At 49.6% G+C, this 19,496-nt stretch carries 13 protein-coding genes; 4 read left to right on the forward strand and 9 right to left on the reverse strand.

The features are described 5' to 3' along the window. Nucleotides 1-18: 18 nt before the first annotated feature. Together Q0986_RS16000 and lysS are read right to left on the reverse strand one after the other, a co-directional pair. Complete coding sequence (locus Q0986_RS16000) at nucleotides 19-1,026, reverse strand: hypothetical protein (RefSeq protein ID WP_299412470.1); 1,008 nt, start codon at nucleotides 1,024-1,026, stop codon at nucleotides 19-21. Between the two features lie 213 nt (nucleotides 1,027-1,239). Continuing rightward, complete coding sequence (lysS, locus tag Q0986_RS16005) at nucleotides 1,240-2,790, reverse strand: lysine--tRNA ligase (protein ID WP_299412475.1); 1,551 nt, start codon at nucleotides 2,788-2,790, stop codon at nucleotides 1,240-1,242. 353 nt (nucleotides 2,791-3,143) lie between these two features. On the opposite strand from lysS, the gene Q0986_RS16010 reads away from it, so the two are divergent. After that, nucleotides 3,144-3,341: a hypothetical protein gene (locus Q0986_RS16010; RefSeq protein ID WP_299412479.1), complete on the forward strand. Its 198-nt coding sequence runs from the start codon at nucleotides 3,144-3,146 to the stop codon at nucleotides 3,339-3,341. Nucleotides 3,342-3,574: 233 nt separating this feature from the next. On the opposite strand, the gene fabZ is transcribed toward Q0986_RS16010, so the two are convergent. The 6 genes from fabZ to Q0986_RS16040 form a co-directional block, all read right to left on the reverse strand. Then, nucleotides 3,575-4,045: a 3-hydroxyacyl-ACP dehydratase FabZ gene (fabZ, locus tag Q0986_RS16015; RefSeq protein WP_299412482.1), complete on the reverse strand. Its 471-nt coding sequence runs from the start codon at nucleotides 4,043-4,045 to the stop codon at nucleotides 3,575-3,577. Between the two features lie 37 nt (nucleotides 4,046-4,082). Next, nucleotides 4,083-4,958, reverse strand: a complete 876-nt coding sequence (gene lpxC, locus Q0986_RS16020) for a UDP-3-O-acyl-N-acetylglucosamine deacetylase (protein ID WP_366918604.1) — start codon at nucleotides 4,956-4,958, stop codon at nucleotides 4,083-4,085. After that, nucleotides 4,909-7,398, reverse strand: a complete 2,490-nt coding sequence (locus Q0986_RS16025; RefSeq protein WP_299412486.1) for a BamA/TamA family outer membrane protein — start codon at nucleotides 7,396-7,398, stop codon at nucleotides 4,909-4,911. Before Q0986_RS16025 ends, lpxC begins: the two co-directional genes overlap by 50 nt. 87 nt (nucleotides 7,399-7,485) lie before the next feature. Continuing rightward, the gene (gene purC, locus Q0986_RS16030) at nucleotides 7,486-8,223 is read right to left on the reverse strand and encodes a phosphoribosylaminoimidazolesuccinocarboxamide synthase (protein ID WP_299412490.1); all 738 of its coding nucleotides are present in this window, start codon (nucleotides 8,221-8,223) and stop codon (nucleotides 7,486-7,488) included. A gap of 109 nt (nucleotides 8,224-8,332) precedes the next feature. Beyond that, entirely contained in the window at nucleotides 8,333-8,740 is a 408-nt protein-coding gene (locus Q0986_RS16035; protein ID WP_299412492.1) for a DUF1824 family protein, read from the reverse strand. 17 nt (nucleotides 8,741-8,757) lie between these two features. After that, the gene (locus tag Q0986_RS16040) at nucleotides 8,758-9,573 is read right to left on the reverse strand and encodes an inositol monophosphatase family protein (RefSeq protein ID WP_299412495.1); all 816 of its coding nucleotides are present in this window, start codon (nucleotides 9,571-9,573) and stop codon (nucleotides 8,758-8,760) included. 200 nt (nucleotides 9,574-9,773) lie between these two features. On the opposite strand from Q0986_RS16040, the gene Q0986_RS16045 reads away from it, so the two are divergent. Further along, nucleotides 9,774-10,799 (forward strand): WG repeat-containing protein, encoded by a 1,026-nt coding sequence (locus tag Q0986_RS16045; RefSeq protein WP_299412498.1) that lies wholly within the window; start codon nucleotides 9,774-9,776, stop codon nucleotides 10,797-10,799. A gap of 32 nt (nucleotides 10,800-10,831) precedes the next feature. On the opposite strand, the gene Q0986_RS16050 is transcribed toward Q0986_RS16045, so the two are convergent. Beyond that, a complete protein-coding gene (locus Q0986_RS16050) occupies nucleotides 10,832-12,619 on the reverse strand; it encodes an SLC13 family permease (RefSeq protein WP_299412500.1) in 1,788 nt (595 codons plus the stop codon). A gap of 992 nt (nucleotides 12,620-13,611) precedes the next feature. On the opposite strand from Q0986_RS16050, the gene Q0986_RS16055 reads away from it, so the two are divergent. After that, complete coding sequence (locus tag Q0986_RS16055) at nucleotides 13,612-19,101, forward strand: ATP-binding sensor histidine kinase (protein ID WP_299412505.1); 5,490 nt, start codon at nucleotides 13,612-13,614, stop codon at nucleotides 19,099-19,101. After that, nucleotides 19,098-19,493 carry a response regulator gene (locus Q0986_RS16060; RefSeq protein WP_299412510.1) on the forward strand — a complete coding sequence of 132 codons (396 nt, stop codon included), beginning with the start codon at nucleotides 19,098-19,100 and terminating at the stop codon, nucleotides 19,491-19,493. Before Q0986_RS16055 ends, Q0986_RS16060 begins: the two co-directional genes overlap by 4 nt. Nucleotides 19,494-19,496 lie beyond the last annotated feature (3 nt).

Here is a 19,496-nt window from a genome sequence, read left to right on the forward strand (position 1 = left end):
GGGCTTGGAGCGCAAGCCCTAATTAAAATAAGCTTTATATTTGTCATACAGATCAACACCTGGAATGGGCGTTGAAAATGCCTTCACACGTCGATACTGTTTGGGACCATATTCATGGCGGAGATTCTGAGCAATAGTGAATTGCTGATGCCATTGCTCTAGCAGAACCACTAAGGCCTGAAACTTGGGATAGGCCGTTCTATATTTCTCTTCTAAGGCAATATATTGCAACATGCGCCCAAAGGTTTTGGGATTGATCAGGGCCTCTGGCATGCCTAAAATCTCTCCCAACTGCTGAAAGGTTTCGTAGTGAGCAATCACCTCCGAGTTAAGGACGCCCAAATCATGGAGATCCAAGCGATTGAGACCATTGATAACATTGGCAATGGTATTGAGAATGGAATAGTTTGTGAGCTTATGGCGCTTAAAGGAGCGCAAGAGCCTAAAGCCAAATTGATGTTGGGTAATCGTTTCTAAATGCTGGTAGTACTTTTCCAAGGCAGCCTTACCATCTTCTGTCCGTAGTTGAGGGTAGACTTCAGAAAACTTGGCCTGGACTTTCTCTAAAAATTCAGCTTGTTGTATTTTGCTTTGAAACAGGGTTTCCACATATTTATAGAGCAACGCTTGCCTAGAGCCAAAGAATTTGAACTCCATCCGCTCTAGGGCAATAAAGGTATTTTTCGCTGTAATCCCCGCATGGAGCAATTGCAAGTAGCGATCTAGATGTTTATAGCCGTCCTGCCCTGCGGCAAAGGCACGTTTCAGTTTAACAAAGGTCAAAAACTCTGGGTTGCCGAATTTGCTACTATCAATGGGCTGAGCCCGCTTCACCAGTTGGCCAATCGTTTGGAGGGCCTCTGCATGGGCCGCAACGGCGCGATCAGGTACGTCTTCTTTCTTAAAGCGGCGAAGAACTGCACTCATCCGCTCGACCATACTTTGTTGTCCAATCAAAGGGCGGTTCCACCAGGGCCTTTGCCGACTTCGGTGGGAGCGGGTGGGTTGCTGCTCTAACAAAGACATCGTAGATACCTGATCGATTCCAAGCCATACTTAAAAATACCAAGCCCGGCGACTGACCGTAACACCCTCAGAATGGATATCGATCCACCAAGGGTTGCAGCTATAGCAGGGGATAGGGCTGTGTTCCTAGCAAGAGGCAGCAGGAGACGCCCCCTATCATTCTAGGCAAGATTTTCTATCGTCATATGTAAGATTCAGAAAACGTTGGGTGAGTTACTCTTCTTCAGGCTTGTCTGGCTTTAGCAAGGGGAAAGCAATTACATCGCGGATGCTGGCAGCATCACTGAGAAGCATTGCTAAGCGATCAATACCAATCCCTAACCCACCTGTGGGAGGCATTCCATACTCCAAGGCGGTAATGAAATCCTCATCGACGCCATGGGCTTCTAGATCGCCCGCCTCTTTTCGAGCCGCTTGGGCTTCTAAGCGCTGACGCTGAATCACTGGATCGGTCAACTCTGAGAAACTATTGGCGGTCTCTCGACCAACGATAAATAGTTCAAACCGCTCGACTAACTCGGGTTGAGAACGGTGGGGCTTGGCGAGGGGGGAAATCTCGACAGGGTAGTCGAGGACAAAGGTGGGTTGAATCAGCGTGGCTTCTACCGTTTGCTCAAAGGCTTCGTTGAGAATATGGCCAATACTCTCACAGTCTTCTACACCTGTGATGCCAGCTTTAGCGGCTGCTGTTTGGGCCTCAGCTACTGTTGTAAATGAGGCAAAGTCTAGGCCTGTTTTTTCCTGCACCACCTCATGCATAGTGACTCGCTGCCAAGGAGGCGTGAGATCAATGGTTTCGCCTTGGTAGGGAATCTGCAAACTGCCCACCGCACTCTCAGCTGCGGCACAGATCAACGCCTCGGTTAACGCCATCATGTCGTTGTAATCGGCATAGGCTTGATAGAGTTCGATGGTGGTAAATTCGGGATTGTGGCGAGTGGAAATCCCTTCGTTGCGGAAGACTCGTCCCAGTTCAAAGACTTTTTCAAAGCCACCCACAATCAGTCGTTTTAAATGCAGTTCTGTGGCGATCCGTAGATACAGATCCATCTCCATGGTGTTGTGGTAGGTGACAAAGGGGCGCGCTTCTGCTCCGCCTGCCTCGGAATTTAAGACGGGGGTTTCAATTTCAATAAACCCTTGATCATCTAAATAGCGGCGCATACTGGCCGTAATTTGGGCTCGCCGCCGAAAGGTTTCCCGCACGGTGGGGTTGACGATGAGATCCACATAGCGCTGGCGATATCGCTTGGCAATATCTGTAAGACCATGCCATTTGTCTGGTAAGGGCAACAAAGACTTGGTGAGAACGGTGTATTCCCTTACATAGACGGAGAGTTCACCTTTTTCCGTGCGCTTGATCGTGCCTTGAACCCCAATAAAGTCTCCCACATCGGTCCATTGCTTCAAGTGGTTAAAGGCTTGCTCATCTTGCTCACCCATCTGGGCCTGGATGCGCTTTTTTTCTAAGTAAAGCTGGATGGTTCCCGTTTCGTCCTGGAGGTTGAAGAAGGCTAATTTGCCAAAGACACGGCGGGCGAGGATGCGACCTGCGATCGCAACTTCAAAATCTTCTTCTTCCCCATTGGCCAAATCCACAAATTTTTCTTGTAAGACCTGGGCAGTATGGGTAGACTGCCACCGATAGGCATAGGGTGTTAAGCCTGCTTGTTTAAGCTGCTCAACCTTTTGCAAACGGGTAGCTCTCACTTCTTCTAATGTAGAGCCTGGATTGGGTGACTCAGACGCCCGATCAGCAGCCATAAATAATCCTTAAAACAAAAATTTTCAGACTAAGTTCTAGCTCAAATTACAACTAACCCAATTGGGTGATTGCAATGCCAGAGTTCGATTATAGAGGAAGGATGGACTACAGCTTTCCTCCATCAATGGCAGATACTTCCTCTAGCCCTATTGAAGCCCTATACTCCAATCATGGAGTCAGTTCCAAGCCTCGTTACCAAAAGACACGACACCACCTAAGGCGTGTTTTGAATCACTTCGACAACACTCAGACATCACTGAAGGGCTCAAGATTGGATGTTCTAATGCCTACAGTAGCAAGTTTACTTACACTTTTTAAGTGCCATTCATCATCTATCCTTTGAGGGTAAATCATGTCTGAACTATTGACTGAACTGTCTGATCAACAGCAAGAAATCATCGCCGGTGGACTGTTTGTGCTCCCGGAAAATGCCGAAGATACGAACGATGTCTATGAAACACCAAATGATGACGGCTTTGCGGGGTCTGGTTCTTTCCAAAGCTACTTTGAGCAAATGAGTAAAGAGTTACCTTACGGGCATTTGCTCTAATTCCGACCGCTACCTGTATTAGGGGAGTTCGTCTATTCAACTCTACCGACAAATCGACCTCCAAGTTCTAGAAACTTGGAGGTGTTTTGATGCTGCCTATCTCAGGTAAGATGCTGTTTGGAATGGAAATATTGCAATCTTCATTTTGATTGCCTTCCTTACACCTGAATTCGGGATAAATACAATCTACAAACCGCTTTACGGCAAGCCCGTAAGAATGGCCATAGGATGGCTTAGTCAACCATGGCAAACATGAGTTCTCCTGAGCAGGCCAGTTTTCCTTCCACCTCAGCTCGCGTTTCCATCATGGCAAACCGCTTCCGCTTTAAAGACAACAGCTCAGCGGTAATCACCAGTTGATCGCCTGGTACAACCGAACGACGAATCCGCACCTTGTCGATTCCGGTAAACACAAAGAGTTTGCCAGCAGGAATATCGGGGAGTTGAGAGAGGACAATGCCCCCAACTTGGGCCATAGCCTCCACAATTAACACCCCTGGCATCAATGGGCGACCGGGGAAATGACCTTGAAAAAACTCTTCGTTCATCGTCACATTTTTGATCCCCACTGCCCGCTCAGACTCTTTGTAGTCAATAATGCGGTCAACGAGCAAGAATGGATAGCGATGCGGCAGTAGCTCTTGAATCTCCTCAATCATGAAGGTTGTCTTGGGTTCTGTAGCACCATCAGAGGGGTTGGACATAATCAGTAATCACTCGTCAATAAAAGATTCGAACCCGTCAGCCGAGCAAGACTTGCTGAAGACGCTTGGCAAAGCGAATGTGGAGGGCATGACTGGCTTTATAGGCAACATAATGCGCTACAGGGAGGGTCCCTAATAGGCTCAAATCGCCGATTAAATCCAGCAGTTTGTGGCGAACCGGCTCGGTGGCAAAGCGCAAGGGCGGATTGATCCATTCACCCTGACGACAGACCAAAGCATTGTCTAGACTACCACCTTTAATGAACCCCTTAGCTCGTAAGAATTCTACATCTTCAGCTCGTCCAAACGTGCGGGCCGGGGCAATCTCTGACCAAAAATCGCTCAGGCTACATCGGTACCACTGTTTACCAATCGCAGCCTCCGGGAAGTCGATGCCATAGCTAAAGGAGATTTGGAGATCTGGAAGGGCAATGATAAACGCCTCACCCATTTGCTCAAGCACCGGATGATCCAGCGATGGTATCGATCGATAGTGAGATTGCCTCTGATACCCTGCGTTCTGAATAGCATTGACCCATCGCTGAGCTGAGCCATCCAAAATAGGCACTTCAGGTCCCTGCAGTTCAATTTTGGCATTATCAATTCCCATCCCGGCTAAAGCGGCCAGCAAGTGTTCCACCGTCATTACCGTAGTATCAGCCTGTTTCAAGGTGGTACAGAACTGGGTTTGGTGAACGGTGGTGAGATTGGCTGCGATAGAGCGGACGGGATCTCTATCCATTCGCACAAAAAACCGTCCTTGGTTAGGAGCCGCCGGATGGATGGTGACACTTGCAGGAGCACCCGTATGTAAGCCAAGGCCGGAAAGAGTGAGGCTGCGGTTTAGGGTGTGCTGATATGGATTAGAAACGCTGACCAAATCCAAAGTGGAATTGATTATCTCCGTCATCATTGATGCCATAGTCTAAGCGCACGGGACCAATCGGAGTTTTAACCCGTAGGCCAATGCCATAGCCAAAGCCAACACCAGGCTTACCCCGCACAATGCCAGGGTTGCCAGGGACGCTACTTTGCGTGCCTAAATTACTACCAACATCAAAGAAGAGAACTGCCCCCACACCGCCTAAGAAATTAATCAACGGGAAGCGATATTCAGCGGTGGCTTGCATAAAGCTACGACCACTGCCCAAGTCGCCTTCACCATAGCCCCGAACTGAAGAGCTGCCGCCTAAAGAGAACGCTTCATAGGGTGGTAGATCGCCCAAAATGGTGCCGGCCTGAACATTAAAGGCCAGCGCTTGTGGCCCTTCGGTAAAGTTGGTGAGTTTGAGCGGTACAAAGTAACTGAAGCTCCCCCGTAGCCGAGTCATCAAGATACTTCCGGAGCCAATGGGGGCAGACTGTTCTACGCCAAAGCGCAATGCATATCCCTTGGTGGGATCGGCTGGATCATCTCGCAAGTCGCGCCCCAGTCCTAACTGTACTGTCAACAGGTCATCCTGGCCTGAGCCGCTAAAACTCAGGGCATTACCCAATTCATCCACAGGAGAAATGGAGAGGTCAGCATCACGAATGGAAATGCGCTGATAGCGGAATCCAACCGATCCGGTCCAGGCTTGTCTGAGGTTATCTAGATCGGTGGTGAAGGGGCGATTAAAAACACCACTAATACCTAAACGGTTTACTCGGGGCGTATCGCCATTGGGAAGATCCACCTCAATGGGGCCTTCATCAAACACCAGGGGAAGGGTCAACCGATTAAAAATATTAATGCTGTAGGAAGAATGGTTGGGATCGCCCGCAATCCAAGGATCGGAGAAACCTGCGTCAAATAAGAATTCCCGCGTTCCGGCCTGGGCTTGAATACTTAGGTTTTGGTTATTCCCCCCTAAATTACTCTGGGTAAAGGAACCTGTCCCAAAGAAACCACTACGGGAGCTAAAACCGGCACCCGCAGAAAAGCTAGCGGTACTGCGTTCCTGAACATTGAGGTTAACCACAACTTTCCGAGGATCCTGACCCGGTTCTAGAGCAACTTTGACATCTTCAAAGAGGCCCAATCCAAACACCCGCTGGAGGTCCGTTTGCAGCTTATTTCGGTTTAGAGGGACACCGGGTTCAGTCCGCATTTCTCGGGTGATAATGAATTTCCGGGTCTTGCCTTTGGTGGGTTCGCCATCTTCATTGATATAGCGAACATCAATCTCTTCCACCTCCCCTTCTGCCACCTGCAGGGTGACAGTGCCATTGGGATCAACTTGAGGAACCCCGACTACTTGGGCGAGGACATAGCCTTCGTCTTTATAGTATGTATTGACGCGGGTGACCCCTGCTTGCAAATCCCGGAGGTTGAGAATTTTGCCATACTGAGAGCTAAAAATCTCATCCACCTTCTCTTGGGTCAGCACTTGATTCCCGGCAACTTGGACCGCTTGTAGTGTGGGGTTTGGCTGGACAAAGAAGGTGACCCTCACCCCTAAAGGCGTATCACTCGGTTCAGCTCTGACGTTACTGAAAAAACCAGTGCCAAAAATGGCGTTGATATCAGATTGGATTTGCGATCGCGTCGTGGTTTGTCCCGGTCGCGTGCTAATGGCTTCATAGGCATTAATCGCGAGATCACCTTCTACCCCCTCCACAAAGACTTCTGAAACCAGCACCTCTGGTTCAGGCGCAGCCGGTTCAGCCGTTTCTGTTGGCGGCTGTGGCGGTGCTCCTGGTGATTCAACAGATTCTCCCGAGGGCGGGGTTTGGGCGGGAGTTTCCCCCGGATCGCCACTGGGAATATCACCACTGGGAACAGGCAGTCCAGGAGAGGGGGCAGGAGCTGGAACATCTGAGGGCGTAGCGGGTGCCTCCCCTTCAGTTGGAGCAGTCGGGACATCTCCAGGGACACCTGTATCAGGCGCTGCCTCTTCCGCAGCTGGAGGGTCTTCAGGGTCATCAGGGGGAGCTTCCTCTCCGGTGGGTACCACTGGCACACTGGGTGCCGTCTCTTCTGTCGCTGGGGCATTGGCAGGGGCCGTCTCTAACGGAGTCTCTCCAGGGGCACCCGTGTCTGGGGTGGCCTCTTCTACGGCTGGGGATTCCACAGGAGCGGTCTCTTCTGTTGCTGCAGGCGCTTGATCCTCTGAAGTCGAGGGTTGTTCAGGTTGGGAGGGAAGTGGGAAAACCGGGGCCGTTTGGGTGGGCGTATCATCTGTGGGAAGTTGCCCGATTTGTGACGGTTGGGCACCCGGAGAAGACGCATTGAGCTGTTCTTGGAGCGTCTCTATTTCAGAAGACGACTGGCTCTTGGCTGGCGCGACACCACCCAGCAGGACCGCCGTGAGTACGGTTGCACCGAGAATCGGTGGAAGACTAAGAATCTTGATAGATTGAGATTGAGTCACTTCACGCACCACATGCAACTGAACAACAATGATTGCTAAGGGAATTCTTAAAAAAGTCCAAAACAGGGAGTATTTTATCGTACTGGCCTAGGAAACGTATACGTCCTGGGCTAAAACTCGCTCCATAACGCAAGCATAGGCAGTATCCACATCCCCCAAATCGCGCCGAAAGCGATCTTTATCCATTACTCGGCGATCGGGGTCTGATTCAGCATCGTCCCACAATCGGCAGGTATCTGGACTAATTTCGTCGGCGAGCAAAAGCTGTTGGTCAGAGGTCAGTCCAAATTCCAACTTAAAATCCACCAGGGTGATACCGCACTGCTGAAAAAAATGAATCAGAATTTGATTCACTTGCAGGGCCAGCTGGCGCAGTTGCGCTAACTGCTCGGGCGTTGCTAACTCTAGGAGAAAAATGCGATCACGTGTCAGTAACGGATCTCCGAGGGCATCATCTTTGTAGTAAAAATCAACTAAAGGCTGCGACAAAGCGGTACCTAACTCCAGTCCTGTTTGTTGACAGAGACTCCCGGCTGCAATGTTCCGCACCACCACTTCCAAGGGCACAATTTGCACCGCTCGCATCCGCATCTGGTCTGGGTTCGGTTGATCGATAAAATGTGTGGCTACCCCTGCTGCTTCTAGGGCCTTAAATAAATGGGTGGCGATGGCACAATTAATCCGGCCCTTATTGGTGATCGTGCCGCGTTTCTGAGCATTAAAGGCCGTGGCATCATCCTTATACTGTGCTAACAGGATGTTGGGATCATCCGTCCGATAAATAATTTTGGCTTTCCCTTCATAGAGAGCATCGCCAGTGGACATCACAGTCTCCTCATATTCAGGGCGTGGGGATAGTATCAATGAGCTGCAAGAATTTTAGGGTATCCAGGTTAAGGTCAACACTGGAGGGGTGACACTTTCTAGAGATGGATCAGGCGGCAAATAAATCTAAGGGAAAATGCCCGTAGATTTGAGTCATCTCCTCCTCAGTTGCCGACTGAAAAGAGATCAGCACGCCTCGATGGTCGCCTGTATAGCGATCCGTATGGCAACTGCCTAAGTTGGGATTAAATTTGAGGTAAGTGGGTCCAGCAATGGGCTGCCAAGTCGCAGGCATCTCGTAGCCAAAGGCTTGAGTATAGACCCTTAAGGCAGCAACGGCTTGGTCACAGGTTTCGGCTAAGATACCAAACATTTGATAATCGGTGACTTGGGCTAAGGCAAGTAAAGCGGCTTTGACCTCCTCTTGCTGCGTAGATGTCGCTAAGGATGGCGACTCCATCCCCGCAAACTGAGCAAGGGTGGTTTGGGACTGCTGAACGGAGGGAGAAAGAGACATGGTGTTAACAAAAACGATTATGACTTGAGGCTAGGTTGGCCAATGGAGGTGACTAGGGGCACAAATTGCTCAATCCACTGGGCTTGACTGACCACTAAGGTGGGATACGGCACCTGGCTGTAATTTTTGCCCACCACAAGGGGAAAAGAGGGCTCGGAGGTTAAGGGCACCCAAGCCCCACCTGCCGCCTGGACAATTGGCCACACTCCAGCAATATCCCAGATTTTGGGGGTCGCCTCAATGGCACCAATGGTAATTCCTTGGGCAACGGTTAAGAGGTTATAGCTGGCAGCCCCGAGCATTCGGATTTTGCAGGGGAAGGGGTTTTGTAACACCGATAGGCTCCGGGCACACAGACTAAAGAATTGATTACTCGCGGGAGTATCTTTTCGGGTTTGAATCGGTGTTTGATTACAAAAGGCTCCATTTTTTTGATCCGGGGCAGACCAGAATCCATGAAAGGTCTGCTGTAAGGACGGGATGTGCACACAGCCAAATACAGGCACGCCTTGGTAAAGCAACCCTAAGGAGATTCCCCAAATGGGAATGCCGCGGGCAAAGTTAGTGGTGCCATCAATGGGATCAATAATCCAACACCAGTCATTACTGGGAAACACATGTTCTGCTTCTTCACTCAGCACCCCATGGTCGGGGAAGGCCGTGGCAATGGCTTGGCGGAGAAAGTGATCGGCCCATTGGTCAGATTGGGTGACTAAGCTACCATCAGGTTTAGACGTCGCCTGAACTCCCCCAAATTCGGTTAATAAACGTTCCCCAACTTGTTGAGTCACGGTGTGGGCAAAGGTGACGATTGAGGTCCAGAAGGTTTGCATCAATTTTCCATATGGGGGTTGCCCTCTACCGTACCGTGTTTGTGAAGGATAATCGAGCAACTATTTATCAGATTTGCTCGTCTCTCTTTGTAAATACCTGGCGGCTGTATAAAAATATTCACCAGATTGCAGATCCCAGGTTCAAGCTCCTCTGAGTCAAATCAGTCTGTTCCTTCTGTTGGTATTACGCTTATCAAACTATGATTGATCTTTCTCACCGCTGGTTGGTCTTGGGGTTGGGGGTTGCGATCGCAACCCTACCGCTGCTCCCTTCTCGTCCCACCCTAGCGCAGCCTACACCGACTCACTCGTCTCACCCCTCTCAGGGCACGCCCCTGTTTCAAATTCGGCAAAAGGGCAAAATTGGCTTTATTAATCGCTCGGGGCAAGCCGTCATCCCCCCTCAATATGAGGATGGCCATGCCTTTTCAGAGGGCTTGGCAGTCGCCCAATCTGGCGAAAAATATGGTTATGTCAATGCCCAAGGCCAATGGGTGATCAAGCCCCAGTTTGAGCTAGCGGAAGATTTTTCGGAGGGCTTGGCGGCCGCGATGATCAACGATCAGCTCGGCTATATCAATGCCCGAGGCCAATGGGTGATCAAGCCCCAATTCTTTTTGGTGGGTCCCTTTTCTGGCGGAATGGCGCGTGTCTTAATCGGTAAAAAATATGGCTTTATCAATCGCCAAGGGCGAGTCGTAATTCCCGCCCAATATGATTTAGCCCATGACTTTTCCAATGGCTTAGCCAAAATTCAGCGCAGAGGTCGAGTGGGATTTATCAATCAAAAAGGACAAGCAGTGATTGCCCCTCAATTTTATGAAGCTTCCCCTTTCCGAGACGGCCTAGCGGCAGTAGAAACGGATCAGAAATGGCGCTATATCCAGACCAACGGTCAATTTGCCCATACCGCCCAGTTTGACAGGGCCTGGGCCTTTAGTGAGGGGTTAGGATTAGTTCGCATGGGCCTGAAATACGGTTTTATTAACAAAGTAGGCCAAATCGTAATTGCGCCCCAATTTGATCGCGCAGGCTCTTTTTCCGAAGGCAAAGCCTGGGTCACGGTGGGCAATCAACAGGGCTATATCAATAAAGCGGGCGACTTTGTGATTAAACCTCAGTTTGATGAAGCGAGTAATTTTAGGCAAGGTCTCGCCCTCGTGAAGCAGCAAGGGAAACAGGGATATGTCAATTCTGCGGGGCAGATGGTCTGGCGAAATCCATAATCTTCGTCTGTGCCTCTACATCTGGCCTGCGGCTACAAACCGTAAAGCAGAATAATCAAGGGTGGGGTAATTAGAGTCATGAGTACACTTAATGGCCCTCCCACCCGCAGAAAGTCTAGGAATCGATAGCCGCCTGTGCCGTAGACCATCGTATTGGTTTGATAGCCAATGGGCGTCATAAAACTATTGGAGGCGGCAAAGGTGACCACAAACATAAAGGCTAGCGGATTATAGTCGAGTTCCTGGGCCACCTGAACGGCGACGGGCAGCAACAATAGAACCGTGGCGTTGTTGGACAAAATCTCAGTCAGCAGTGCTGTCAGGACAAAAAAGAGGGTGAGGAGTCCGTACCCTGACAAATCCCCCCCGACCGCAATCAGCTGATTTGCTAAGAGTTGGGTGGCGCCCGAGTTCTTCATGGCGATGCCTAAGGGAAAGAGACCAGCCAATAGAAACACCACATCCCAACGCACGGCGCGATAGAGTTCACCGGGCTTAAGGCACCCCGTCAACACCATCAGCATTACCCCAGACATAGCGGTGACGGCAATGGGGAAACGTTGCGTTCCCGCAACCCCCACCACAAAGAGACCAATTGCGATCGCAATCCACGCTTTGTCCCGCCGCAGATTTTCAATATCACGCTGCTCCATAACCAATAGCTCTTTGCTGGTTTGTAAACCCGCTAAGCTCTGCTTTGGCCCCTGCACCAGCAGCAAATCTCCAAATCGAAGCGGCACTTTCCCCAAGCGATCGCGGACCAACTCTTGACCTCTGCGAATAGCAAGGACTGTGCAGTTATAGCGTTGGCGAAAGCGAATATCTTTAATCGTTGAGCCAATCAGATTAGAATCTGCCAAAATCATGGCTTCGGCTGCACCTTCCTGTCCCGAACGCAGATCCGCCTGCCAGGACTTCTGGCCAAACTGGACATCGGGCAGAATCTCTAAGCCTTGGCCATCCCGAATTTTGAGTAAATCCTCTCGCCCCCCTCGCACAATCAAAATATCGCCTGCTGACAAGGTTTTATCGGCTAAGGGCTGCGGGAAATGATTGTCATCATGGATGAGTTCCAAAATATCTACATCAAACACGCGCTGAATCTGACTGGAGCGAACCGTTCGTCCCACCAAATTGGATTGCGGGGTGATCACCACCTCACTTACATAGTCCTTCAGTCCATACCCCTGGCTCAGACTGGTCGACGTTTTGCGATTGGGAAGCAACCGATGACCAATGGTGGCCATATAGATTAAGCCTGCGGCAAAGGTACAGAGACTTAAGGCCGTAAATTGAAAAATGCTAAACGCCCCTAATCCGAGATCGGCAGATAGGCCACTGGCTAACACGCTGGTTGACGTTCCCAAGACCGTGATCATGCCCCCCAGAATCGTGATATACGACAGGGGCATCATCAATTTAGAAACGGGAATACGACGTTGACGACTCCAGTCTTCAACGACGGGGAGAAAAACAGAGACAATGGCGACGTTATTGATAATGGCGGTGAACGGCCCAATCACAGCCCCCATCACTAACATATGTCTGGCAGGCCGTTTCCCCCCCCATTTGAGTAAGAATTCGCTCGCCATTTGAATGGCCCCCGTACGGGCAATCCCCGAACTGAGAATAAACATGGCCATAACCGTAATGGTGGCAGAATTGCTAAATCCAGACAGTCCCTCTGCGGGTGTGACCAGCTCCAGCAACATCAGCACCACCATGACGCCCAGTGCAGTGATATCAGGCGGTAGCCATTCAAAGATAAAGCAGAGTAACGTCAACCCAGTCACCAAGAAGGTCTGAAGAATTGGCTCCATAGAAAGACATTCACTCCAAAAATTACCAAAATCACTGGTTTCCAGCCCTGCTCAAACAGGGGACGGTCCCCTATTTGTCCCCCAAACCCTACCAGGCAGAATTATCACAAATTCAACCACAATTACCAGTCTTATGCAGCATAGTCGTCAATATCATGCTGCATATCTATGTGTGTCCATACATATAGAAAGTTCCTGGATGATGGTAAGGGATGTTGCGAGTGGCAGAACGCCAAAACGATGTCTCGAACAAATTACAGCCCCAATCACCAGGAGCCTTGAGGTTCTACAAAATCTCTTGTTGATCCAACCTCCACATATCCAACACTCTCAATCGGGTTTGACCCGGTCTAGGTCTCTCGAGGTTGGGTGAAAATGTGGGCATCTCAATCAGTAATTATTCTGGCGTTTCTCTCGATTAAATGCAGCTCAATGCAGCTCCGCAGCCTAGCAAGCTTTACCTAATAACTCAAATTCTCACTGTCAATAATGTTGTGATGATGGTCTCACAAAACTAAAATCTTTTTTAATCCTGAAGAGGCTAACAAAAGTTATCAATCTATGGTTATAACAAAAACGATAAATTAACAGGCTATATATATAAATAAAATGATTTAAACCTCTACTGCAAAAGCTTTTTAAGTCTGTTGATTTCAATTTTGCGATATCCTAGCTCATGCGTCTTAAGTTAATTTACATGTTCTCTAAAATTTAGTACAAACCCTATACATCTGAAACTATGGATTTTCTAGACTGCAATTCAATAAAAAGCCTGAAGTAATTCCTATACAATGGCCTCATAAGAGGATGGCTATAAGATTAAATATTCAAAGATACATCGTCTTCGGAAATTACTTTTAGGCTACTTCGAAAAAAAAATCTTAAAAACTGAACGTTTGATAAAAGTTTTGGGAATACCTAAAATAGGCACTTACTGGTGTTGTTTCAGAACAAAGTTCTTGCTCCCATTGTTTGGCTTGGAGAAATGATTCATGTTGGGGACTATCGCTGACTGCCAGCTGCTTGAACATCTCTATGAAAGCGCGAACTCTCTTGTTTATCGTGGTCAACAAACCTCCCCTTCACGTTCTGTCATTCTAAAAGTTTTAAAGCAAGATTATCCGTCTGCCGCAGAACTGACTCGCTATCGCCAAGAGTATGAGATCACCCACAGCCTTGACGTGGACGGTGTGATCCAGGTTTTGGGGCTAGAGCCCTATCAGCACACTTTAGCGATTGTTCTGGAAGACATTGGCGGTCACTCTCTCCAAGCCTACTGGAGTAAAGCTCTGCCTGTGGCTGAGTTTCTCCCCGTCGCGATTCGAGTCGTCGAGATCTTAGGCCAGATTCACGATCACAATATTATCCACAAGGACATTAATCCCAGCAATATCGTTGTCAATCCCAAAACGGGACAGCTCAAAATCATCGACTTTGGGATTTCAACCCAATTGAGTCGAGAGAACCCCACCCTTAAAAATCCACGGGTGTTGGAAGGGACGCTAGCTTATATTTCACCTGAGCAGACAGGGCGGATGAATCGGTCCCTAGACTATCGGACTGATTTTTACTCTCTCGGCGTCATGTTCTATGAGTTGCTGACCGGGCAGTTGCCTTTTACAGAGACTGATCCCCTGAAATTAGTCCATTGCCATCTGGCTCAGCAGCCTATCCCGCCTCACCACCTGAATCCTCAGATTCCCGAAGAGGTGGCTGACATTGTGCTGATGTTGATGGCTAAAACAGCTGAAGATCGGTATCAAAGCGCCTTTGGCATTCAATCCGATCTAACGACTTGCCTTCAACAACTGCAACAGGGGACCATTCATCCCTTTTCCTTGAAAACTCACGATCAATCCGATAAATTCCAGATCCCGCAAAAGCTCTATGGGCGTAAGTCAGAGATTACGACCTTACTCAAGGCCTTTGCCCGCGTCAGTCAGCTGGAGGAGGCCACGAGGAGTAGTGAACTGATGCTCGTGGCGGGGTACTCCGGCATCGGTAAATCATCGCTGGTGGCAGAGGTTCATAAACCGATTACGGAAAAACAAGGATATTTTATTGCGGGCAAATACGATCAGTTTCAGCGGGATGTGCCTTATTCAGCCGTGATTAGTGCGTTCCAAAATTTAGTCAAGCAACTGCTGACTGAAAGCGAAGTACAGCTGGATCACTGGCGGCAAAAGCTGTTAGCGGCTTTGGGGCCGAATGGTCAGGTCGTGATTGATGTGATTCCTGAGATGGAGCTGATTACCGGCCCCCAACCCCCGATGCCAGAGCTAGGGCCTGCAGAAGCCTTAAATCGCTTTAACTTGGTATTTCAAGGCTTTATTCAGGTGTTCTGTCAGCCCACCCATCCCTTAGTCATTTTTCTGGATGATTTGCAATGGGCTGATTCTGCCAGTTTGAATCTGATCAAGCTAATGATGACGGATCGTCAGATGCGATCGCTACTCTTGATCGGCGCTTATCGAGATAACGAAGTGGATGCCACCCATCCCCTGATGACCTTGGTCAAGCAGTTAGAGATAAAACAGGTCAAGATCCAGACCATTCTCCTGCAGCCCCTCTCCCAGCCGCACCTCTGTCAATTAATTGCCGATACGGTTCGCCATCCTCCAGCCCAAACCCAGACGTTGGCAGCGCTGGTTCACCAGAAGACCCAGGGTAACCCGTTTTTTGTGAATGAATTCCTCAAGAATTTGTATGGGGAAGCGTTGCTGTACTTCAATTCCCAGGACCGCCAATGGGAGTGGGATATTGCCCAAATTCAGGCTCAGGATTTGACCGATAACGTCATTGAGTTATTAATTGGCAAACTCAAGAAATTACCCGATGCGACGCAGGAGGTACTGCGGTTAGCGGCCTGTGTGGGCGCTGAGTTTGAGTTGCACACCCTGAGTCTGATTCGCCAACAGTCTCCGCTAGAGGTGTTTCAGGACCTCAAAGTCGCCATTCAGTTGGGCTTGGTGATCGCCTTGTCTGACTTAAAGGAAGATTTGGTAATTACGAATTTTCGATTTGGGCATGACCGGATTCAGCAGGCGGCCTATACCTTGATTGATGAGGATCAGCGAGCATCCGTGCACTTGCACATCGGTCGCTTGCTTTGGCATAACGCCAATGCCGATCAACCTGCAGACCGCCTGTTTGAAATCGTCGATCATCTCAATCAAGCTCTGCCTCTGATCACCGAGGGGGCAGAGCGCGATCAAGTGGCTCAACTGAATCTCCAGGCGGGTCAGAAAGCGAAGTCTTCCACCGCGTATCAGGCGGCGGTTCGCTATCTCCAGACCGGGCTGGGGCTAGTGGGAGAGACGGGGTGGCAGCAAACCTATGCCTTAACCCTCAAACTTCATGAAGAGGCGGTTGAAGCGGCGTTCCTCGATCAGGATTACCCACAACAAACCCAGCTAACCGCGGTGGTGCTACAGCAGGCCAGAACCGTTTTAGAGATGGTTAACGTTTACCGGGTCAAAATTCTGGCCCGCTCGGCTCAAAATCGTCACCTAGAGGCGACCGATATTGGCTTTGAGATTTTGAGCCGACTGGGAATTGAGTTCGGAGAACCGACGCCAGCACAACTCCAGCAGACCCTGGACCAGACTCAACAGCTGATCGATCGTCCCATCCAATCTTTGGTGGACTTGCCTGAGATGGTCGCAGCAGACAAGCTGGCCGCCATGCAGGTGCTATCAGATATTTTGTCATCGGGATATCAAGCGTCCTTTGAACGTTTTATTCTCAGTAATCTGAAGCAAATCCATCTCTCCCTAAAGTATGGGAATACACCGGCCTCTGCCTTTGCCTATGATTGTTATGGCATTACCCTCTGTGGTGTGGTGGGTGATCTAGAAGCAGGCTACCAATTTGGACGGTTAGCGTTAACGGTGGTGGAGAAATTCCAGGCCCAAAAGACCAAAAGCCGCGTTGTGTTTGTTTTTAATGCCTTTGTTCGCCATTGGATTGACCCCTTAAGCCAAACCATACCGGCTCTCCATGAAGGGTATCAAATTGGTCTCGAAACAGGCGACTTGGAATATGCCAGCTATTCCCTCTGTTGGGAAGCGATGCACTCCCTACTGACGGGGCAAAATTTACCCGATCTAGCCACCCGTATGCAGGGGTTTCAGCAAGCCATTTCAGGCTTTCAACAGGCTGCCTGCTGCCTCTATTTGCAAATTTTCCAGCAGGCAACCGCCCATTTAATGGAGCCAGCACTCGATCCGGGGTGCTTGTCGGGTCGCTATCTGCAAGAGCCGCAAATTACAGTCGAGAGTGCAGACAATAAGTTAGCGTTGGCCTTTTTCTATACCTTTAAAGCTCAAACAGCGTATTTGCTAGGGCAACCCGCGGTGGCGTTAGAGAGTACTGGACAGGCCGCCGCCTATGTGGATGGGATGACGGCAGCCGCAACTATCGTGAGCCTTAATTTTTATGATTCCCTGGCAAGATTAGCGCTGTATCCGTCACTGTCCTCAATGGAGCAGCAACAGGTTTTAGCCCAGGTGGACGCGAATCAAAGCCAACTCCAACAATGGGCCAACCATGCTCCGACCAATCACCAGCATAAATATGACTTAGTGGCGGCTGAACGCTATCGGGTTTTAGGACAGCCTTATTTGGCCGGTGAAACCTATGACCGGGCGATTGCGCTGGCTCAAGAACACCATTATCTTCCTATCGCAGCTTTGGCGAATGAGCTGGCAGCCCAATTCTATCTGCAGCAGCAACGAGAGACGTTTGCTCGCGTGTATTTACAGGAAGCCTATTATGGTTACTCCCGGTGGGGGGCGATCGCAAAATCGCAGCAACTGAAGCAAACCTATCCTGCTCTACTCACTCAACCCATCCAGACATCCTATTCAGCAGCCCCAAAGCTGACGACCACCTCTACAAACAGCACGGTTCGGACATCCCAATCGCTCGATCTCACAAGTGTTCTCCAAGCCTCCCAGGCCATTGCCGGTGAGATCGTTTTAGATAAATTGTTGATCACACTGATCCAAATTCTGGTCCACAATGCGGGCGCTCAATTGGGCCATCTGCTGCTGCAGCAGAACGGGCAATTACTGATTGAAGCCTCCTATGAGGGAGAATCTAACCGCAATCAGGTGTTACACGCTCAACCCGTTGCCGGACAACTCCCTGAAACCATCATTAACTATGTCCAGCGCACCCAAACCAGTGTGGTCCTAAAGCAGGCCAGTCAAGATAGCCGTTTTGCCCTTGATCCCTATATCCAATCGCATCAACCCCAATCGATTCTCTGTGCGCCCTTACTGAATCAAGGCCAATTAAGCGGCATCCTATATTTGGAGAATAATCTCACCACCGGTGCGTTTACGGCCGATCGTCTAGAAATTTTGCAGCTCCTGTCGGGACAAGCTGCAATCGCCATTGATAATGCCCGTCTCTACACCCAGCTCGAACAAAAGGTCAGTGAACGGACCCAAGCGCTGTCCCACACCCTGGAAGAACTTCAACGAACCCAAGAAGGCTTGATCCAATCTGAGAAAATGGCAGCCCTGGGCCAACTGATTGCCGGAGTCGCCCATGAAATCAACACCCCTTTAGGGGCGATTCGGTCTTCGATTGACTATATCGCCAATTTCCTCGACCAGTATCTCGTCACCTTGCCCGACTTTTTTCGCAATTTATCACCGACAAGAGAACAGCAATTCCAAGCGGTATTGCAGCAGGCGTTAACCCCCTCTCCCCTCCTCTCTGGTCGCGAGCGACGACATACCCGCAAGGCCCTAGCCCAACGCTTATCGGAGCGGGGGGTCACGAAGGCGGATACCGTCGCCAGCTTGTTGGTGGATATGGGAATTTGCGATCGCATTGACGATCTCATGCCCCTCTTGAGGACGGACGAGAGTGAGTCCCTCTTAAAAATGGTTCGCCAGTTTGCCCGTGTTCGAGACAGTACTCGCGATATCGTCATGGCCAGCGATCGCTCCGCCAAAATTGTCTTTGCCCTCAAAACCTATGCCCGCTACGATCACAGCGGCGAAATGATTGAAGCCCAGATTACAGATGGGATTGATGCCGTGTTAACGCTTTATCACAATCACCTAAAACAGGGCGTGCAGGTTCAACGTTCCTTCGCCAAAATTTCCACCATTGCCTGCTATTTTGATGAACTCAATCAAGTCTGGACGAATTTAATTCACAACGCTTTACAGGCTATGAAGTATCAGGGCACACTAGCCATTGAGGTGAGTCAACAGTGTGATCAGATCTGTGTCAGGATTACCGACAGCGGACCAGGCGTACCGCCTGAACTCCAAGACAAAATCTTTAAACCGTTTTTTACGACCAAACCCCCTGGAGAGGGCAGTGGTTTAGGACTCGACATTGTCAAAAGAATTATTGATAAGCATCGAGGGACCTTAACCTTAAACTCCGTTCCTGGGCAAACGACCTTTCAGGTCACCTTACCGATTTCCCTTGCAACTCAACCCCTTCTATCACCATGACAAAACTGGCGATTCTTTGTGTTGACGATGAAGTCATTATTCTCAATAGTCTCCTGCGACAGTTGCAAACGGCGTTTGAGGATGATTATGTTTACGAGACGGCTGAAAATGCCAGTGAAGCCCTGGAGCTGATCGAAGAGCTTCAGGCAGAAAATACAGATTTGCTGGTGATTGTGTCGGATTGGCTAATGCCTGGAACCAAAGGGGATGAGTTTTTAATTAACGTGCATCAGAAATTTCCAGGGGTTGTCAAGATTTTGCTGACGGGTCAAGCGGACGAAACCGCTGTTGAGCGGGCGCGGGAGCAGGCCAATTTGCATCGCTGCTTGCAGAAACCTTGGAGTGAGAAGGACCTTATCGACTCGATTCAATCTGCCTTATCTTCCTCATAAGCA

Source organism: Acaryochloris sp. IP29b_bin.148, from assembly GCF_028285565.1.
Lineage (GTDB): Bacteria > Cyanobacteriota > Cyanobacteriia > Thermosynechococcales > Thermosynechococcaceae > Acaryochloris.

Bases quoted from the DNA above. Each gene is read 5' to 3' on its own strand.
- Q0986_RS16060 (WP_299412510.1), top strand. From the start codon at position 19,098: ATGACAAAACTGGCGATTCTTTGTGTTGACGATGAAGTCATTATTCTC.
- Q0986_RS16045 (WP_299412498.1), top strand. From the start codon at position 9,774: ATGATTGATCTTTCTCACCGCTGGTTGGTCTTGGGGTTGGGGGTTGCG.
- fabZ (WP_299412482.1), bottom strand. From the start codon at position 4,045: ATGTCCAACCCCTCTGATGGTGCTACAGAACCCAAGACAACCTTCATG.
- Q0986_RS16010 (WP_299412479.1), top strand. From the start codon at position 3,144: ATGTCTGAACTATTGACTGAACTGTCTGATCAACAGCAAGAAATCATC.
- lpxC (WP_366918604.1), bottom strand. From the start codon at position 4,958: ATGATGACGGAGATAATCAATTCCACTTTGGATTTGGTCAGCGTTTCT.
- Q0986_RS16055 (WP_299412505.1), top strand. From the start codon at position 13,612: ATGTTGGGGACTATCGCTGACTGCCAGCTGCTTGAACATCTCTATGAA.
- Q0986_RS16035 (WP_299412492.1), bottom strand. From the start codon at position 8,740: ATGTCTCTTTCTCCCTCCGTTCAGCAGTCCCAAACCACCCTTGCTCAG.
- purC (WP_299412490.1), bottom strand. From the start codon at position 8,223: ATGTCCACTGGCGATGCTCTCTATGAAGGGAAAGCCAAAATTATTTAT.
- lysS (WP_299412475.1), bottom strand. From the start codon at position 2,790: ATGGCTGCTGATCGGGCGTCTGAGTCACCCAATCCAGGCTCTACATTA.
- Q0986_RS16040 (WP_299412495.1), bottom strand. From the start codon at position 9,573: ATGCAAACCTTCTGGACCTCAATCGTCACCTTTGCCCACACCGTGACT.
- Q0986_RS16000 (WP_299412470.1), bottom strand. From the start codon at position 1,026: ATGTCTTTGTTAGAGCAGCAACCCACCCGCTCCCACCGAAGTCGGCAA.
- Q0986_RS16050 (WP_299412500.1), bottom strand. From the start codon at position 12,619: ATGGAGCCAATTCTTCAGACCTTCTTGGTGACTGGGTTGACGTTACTC.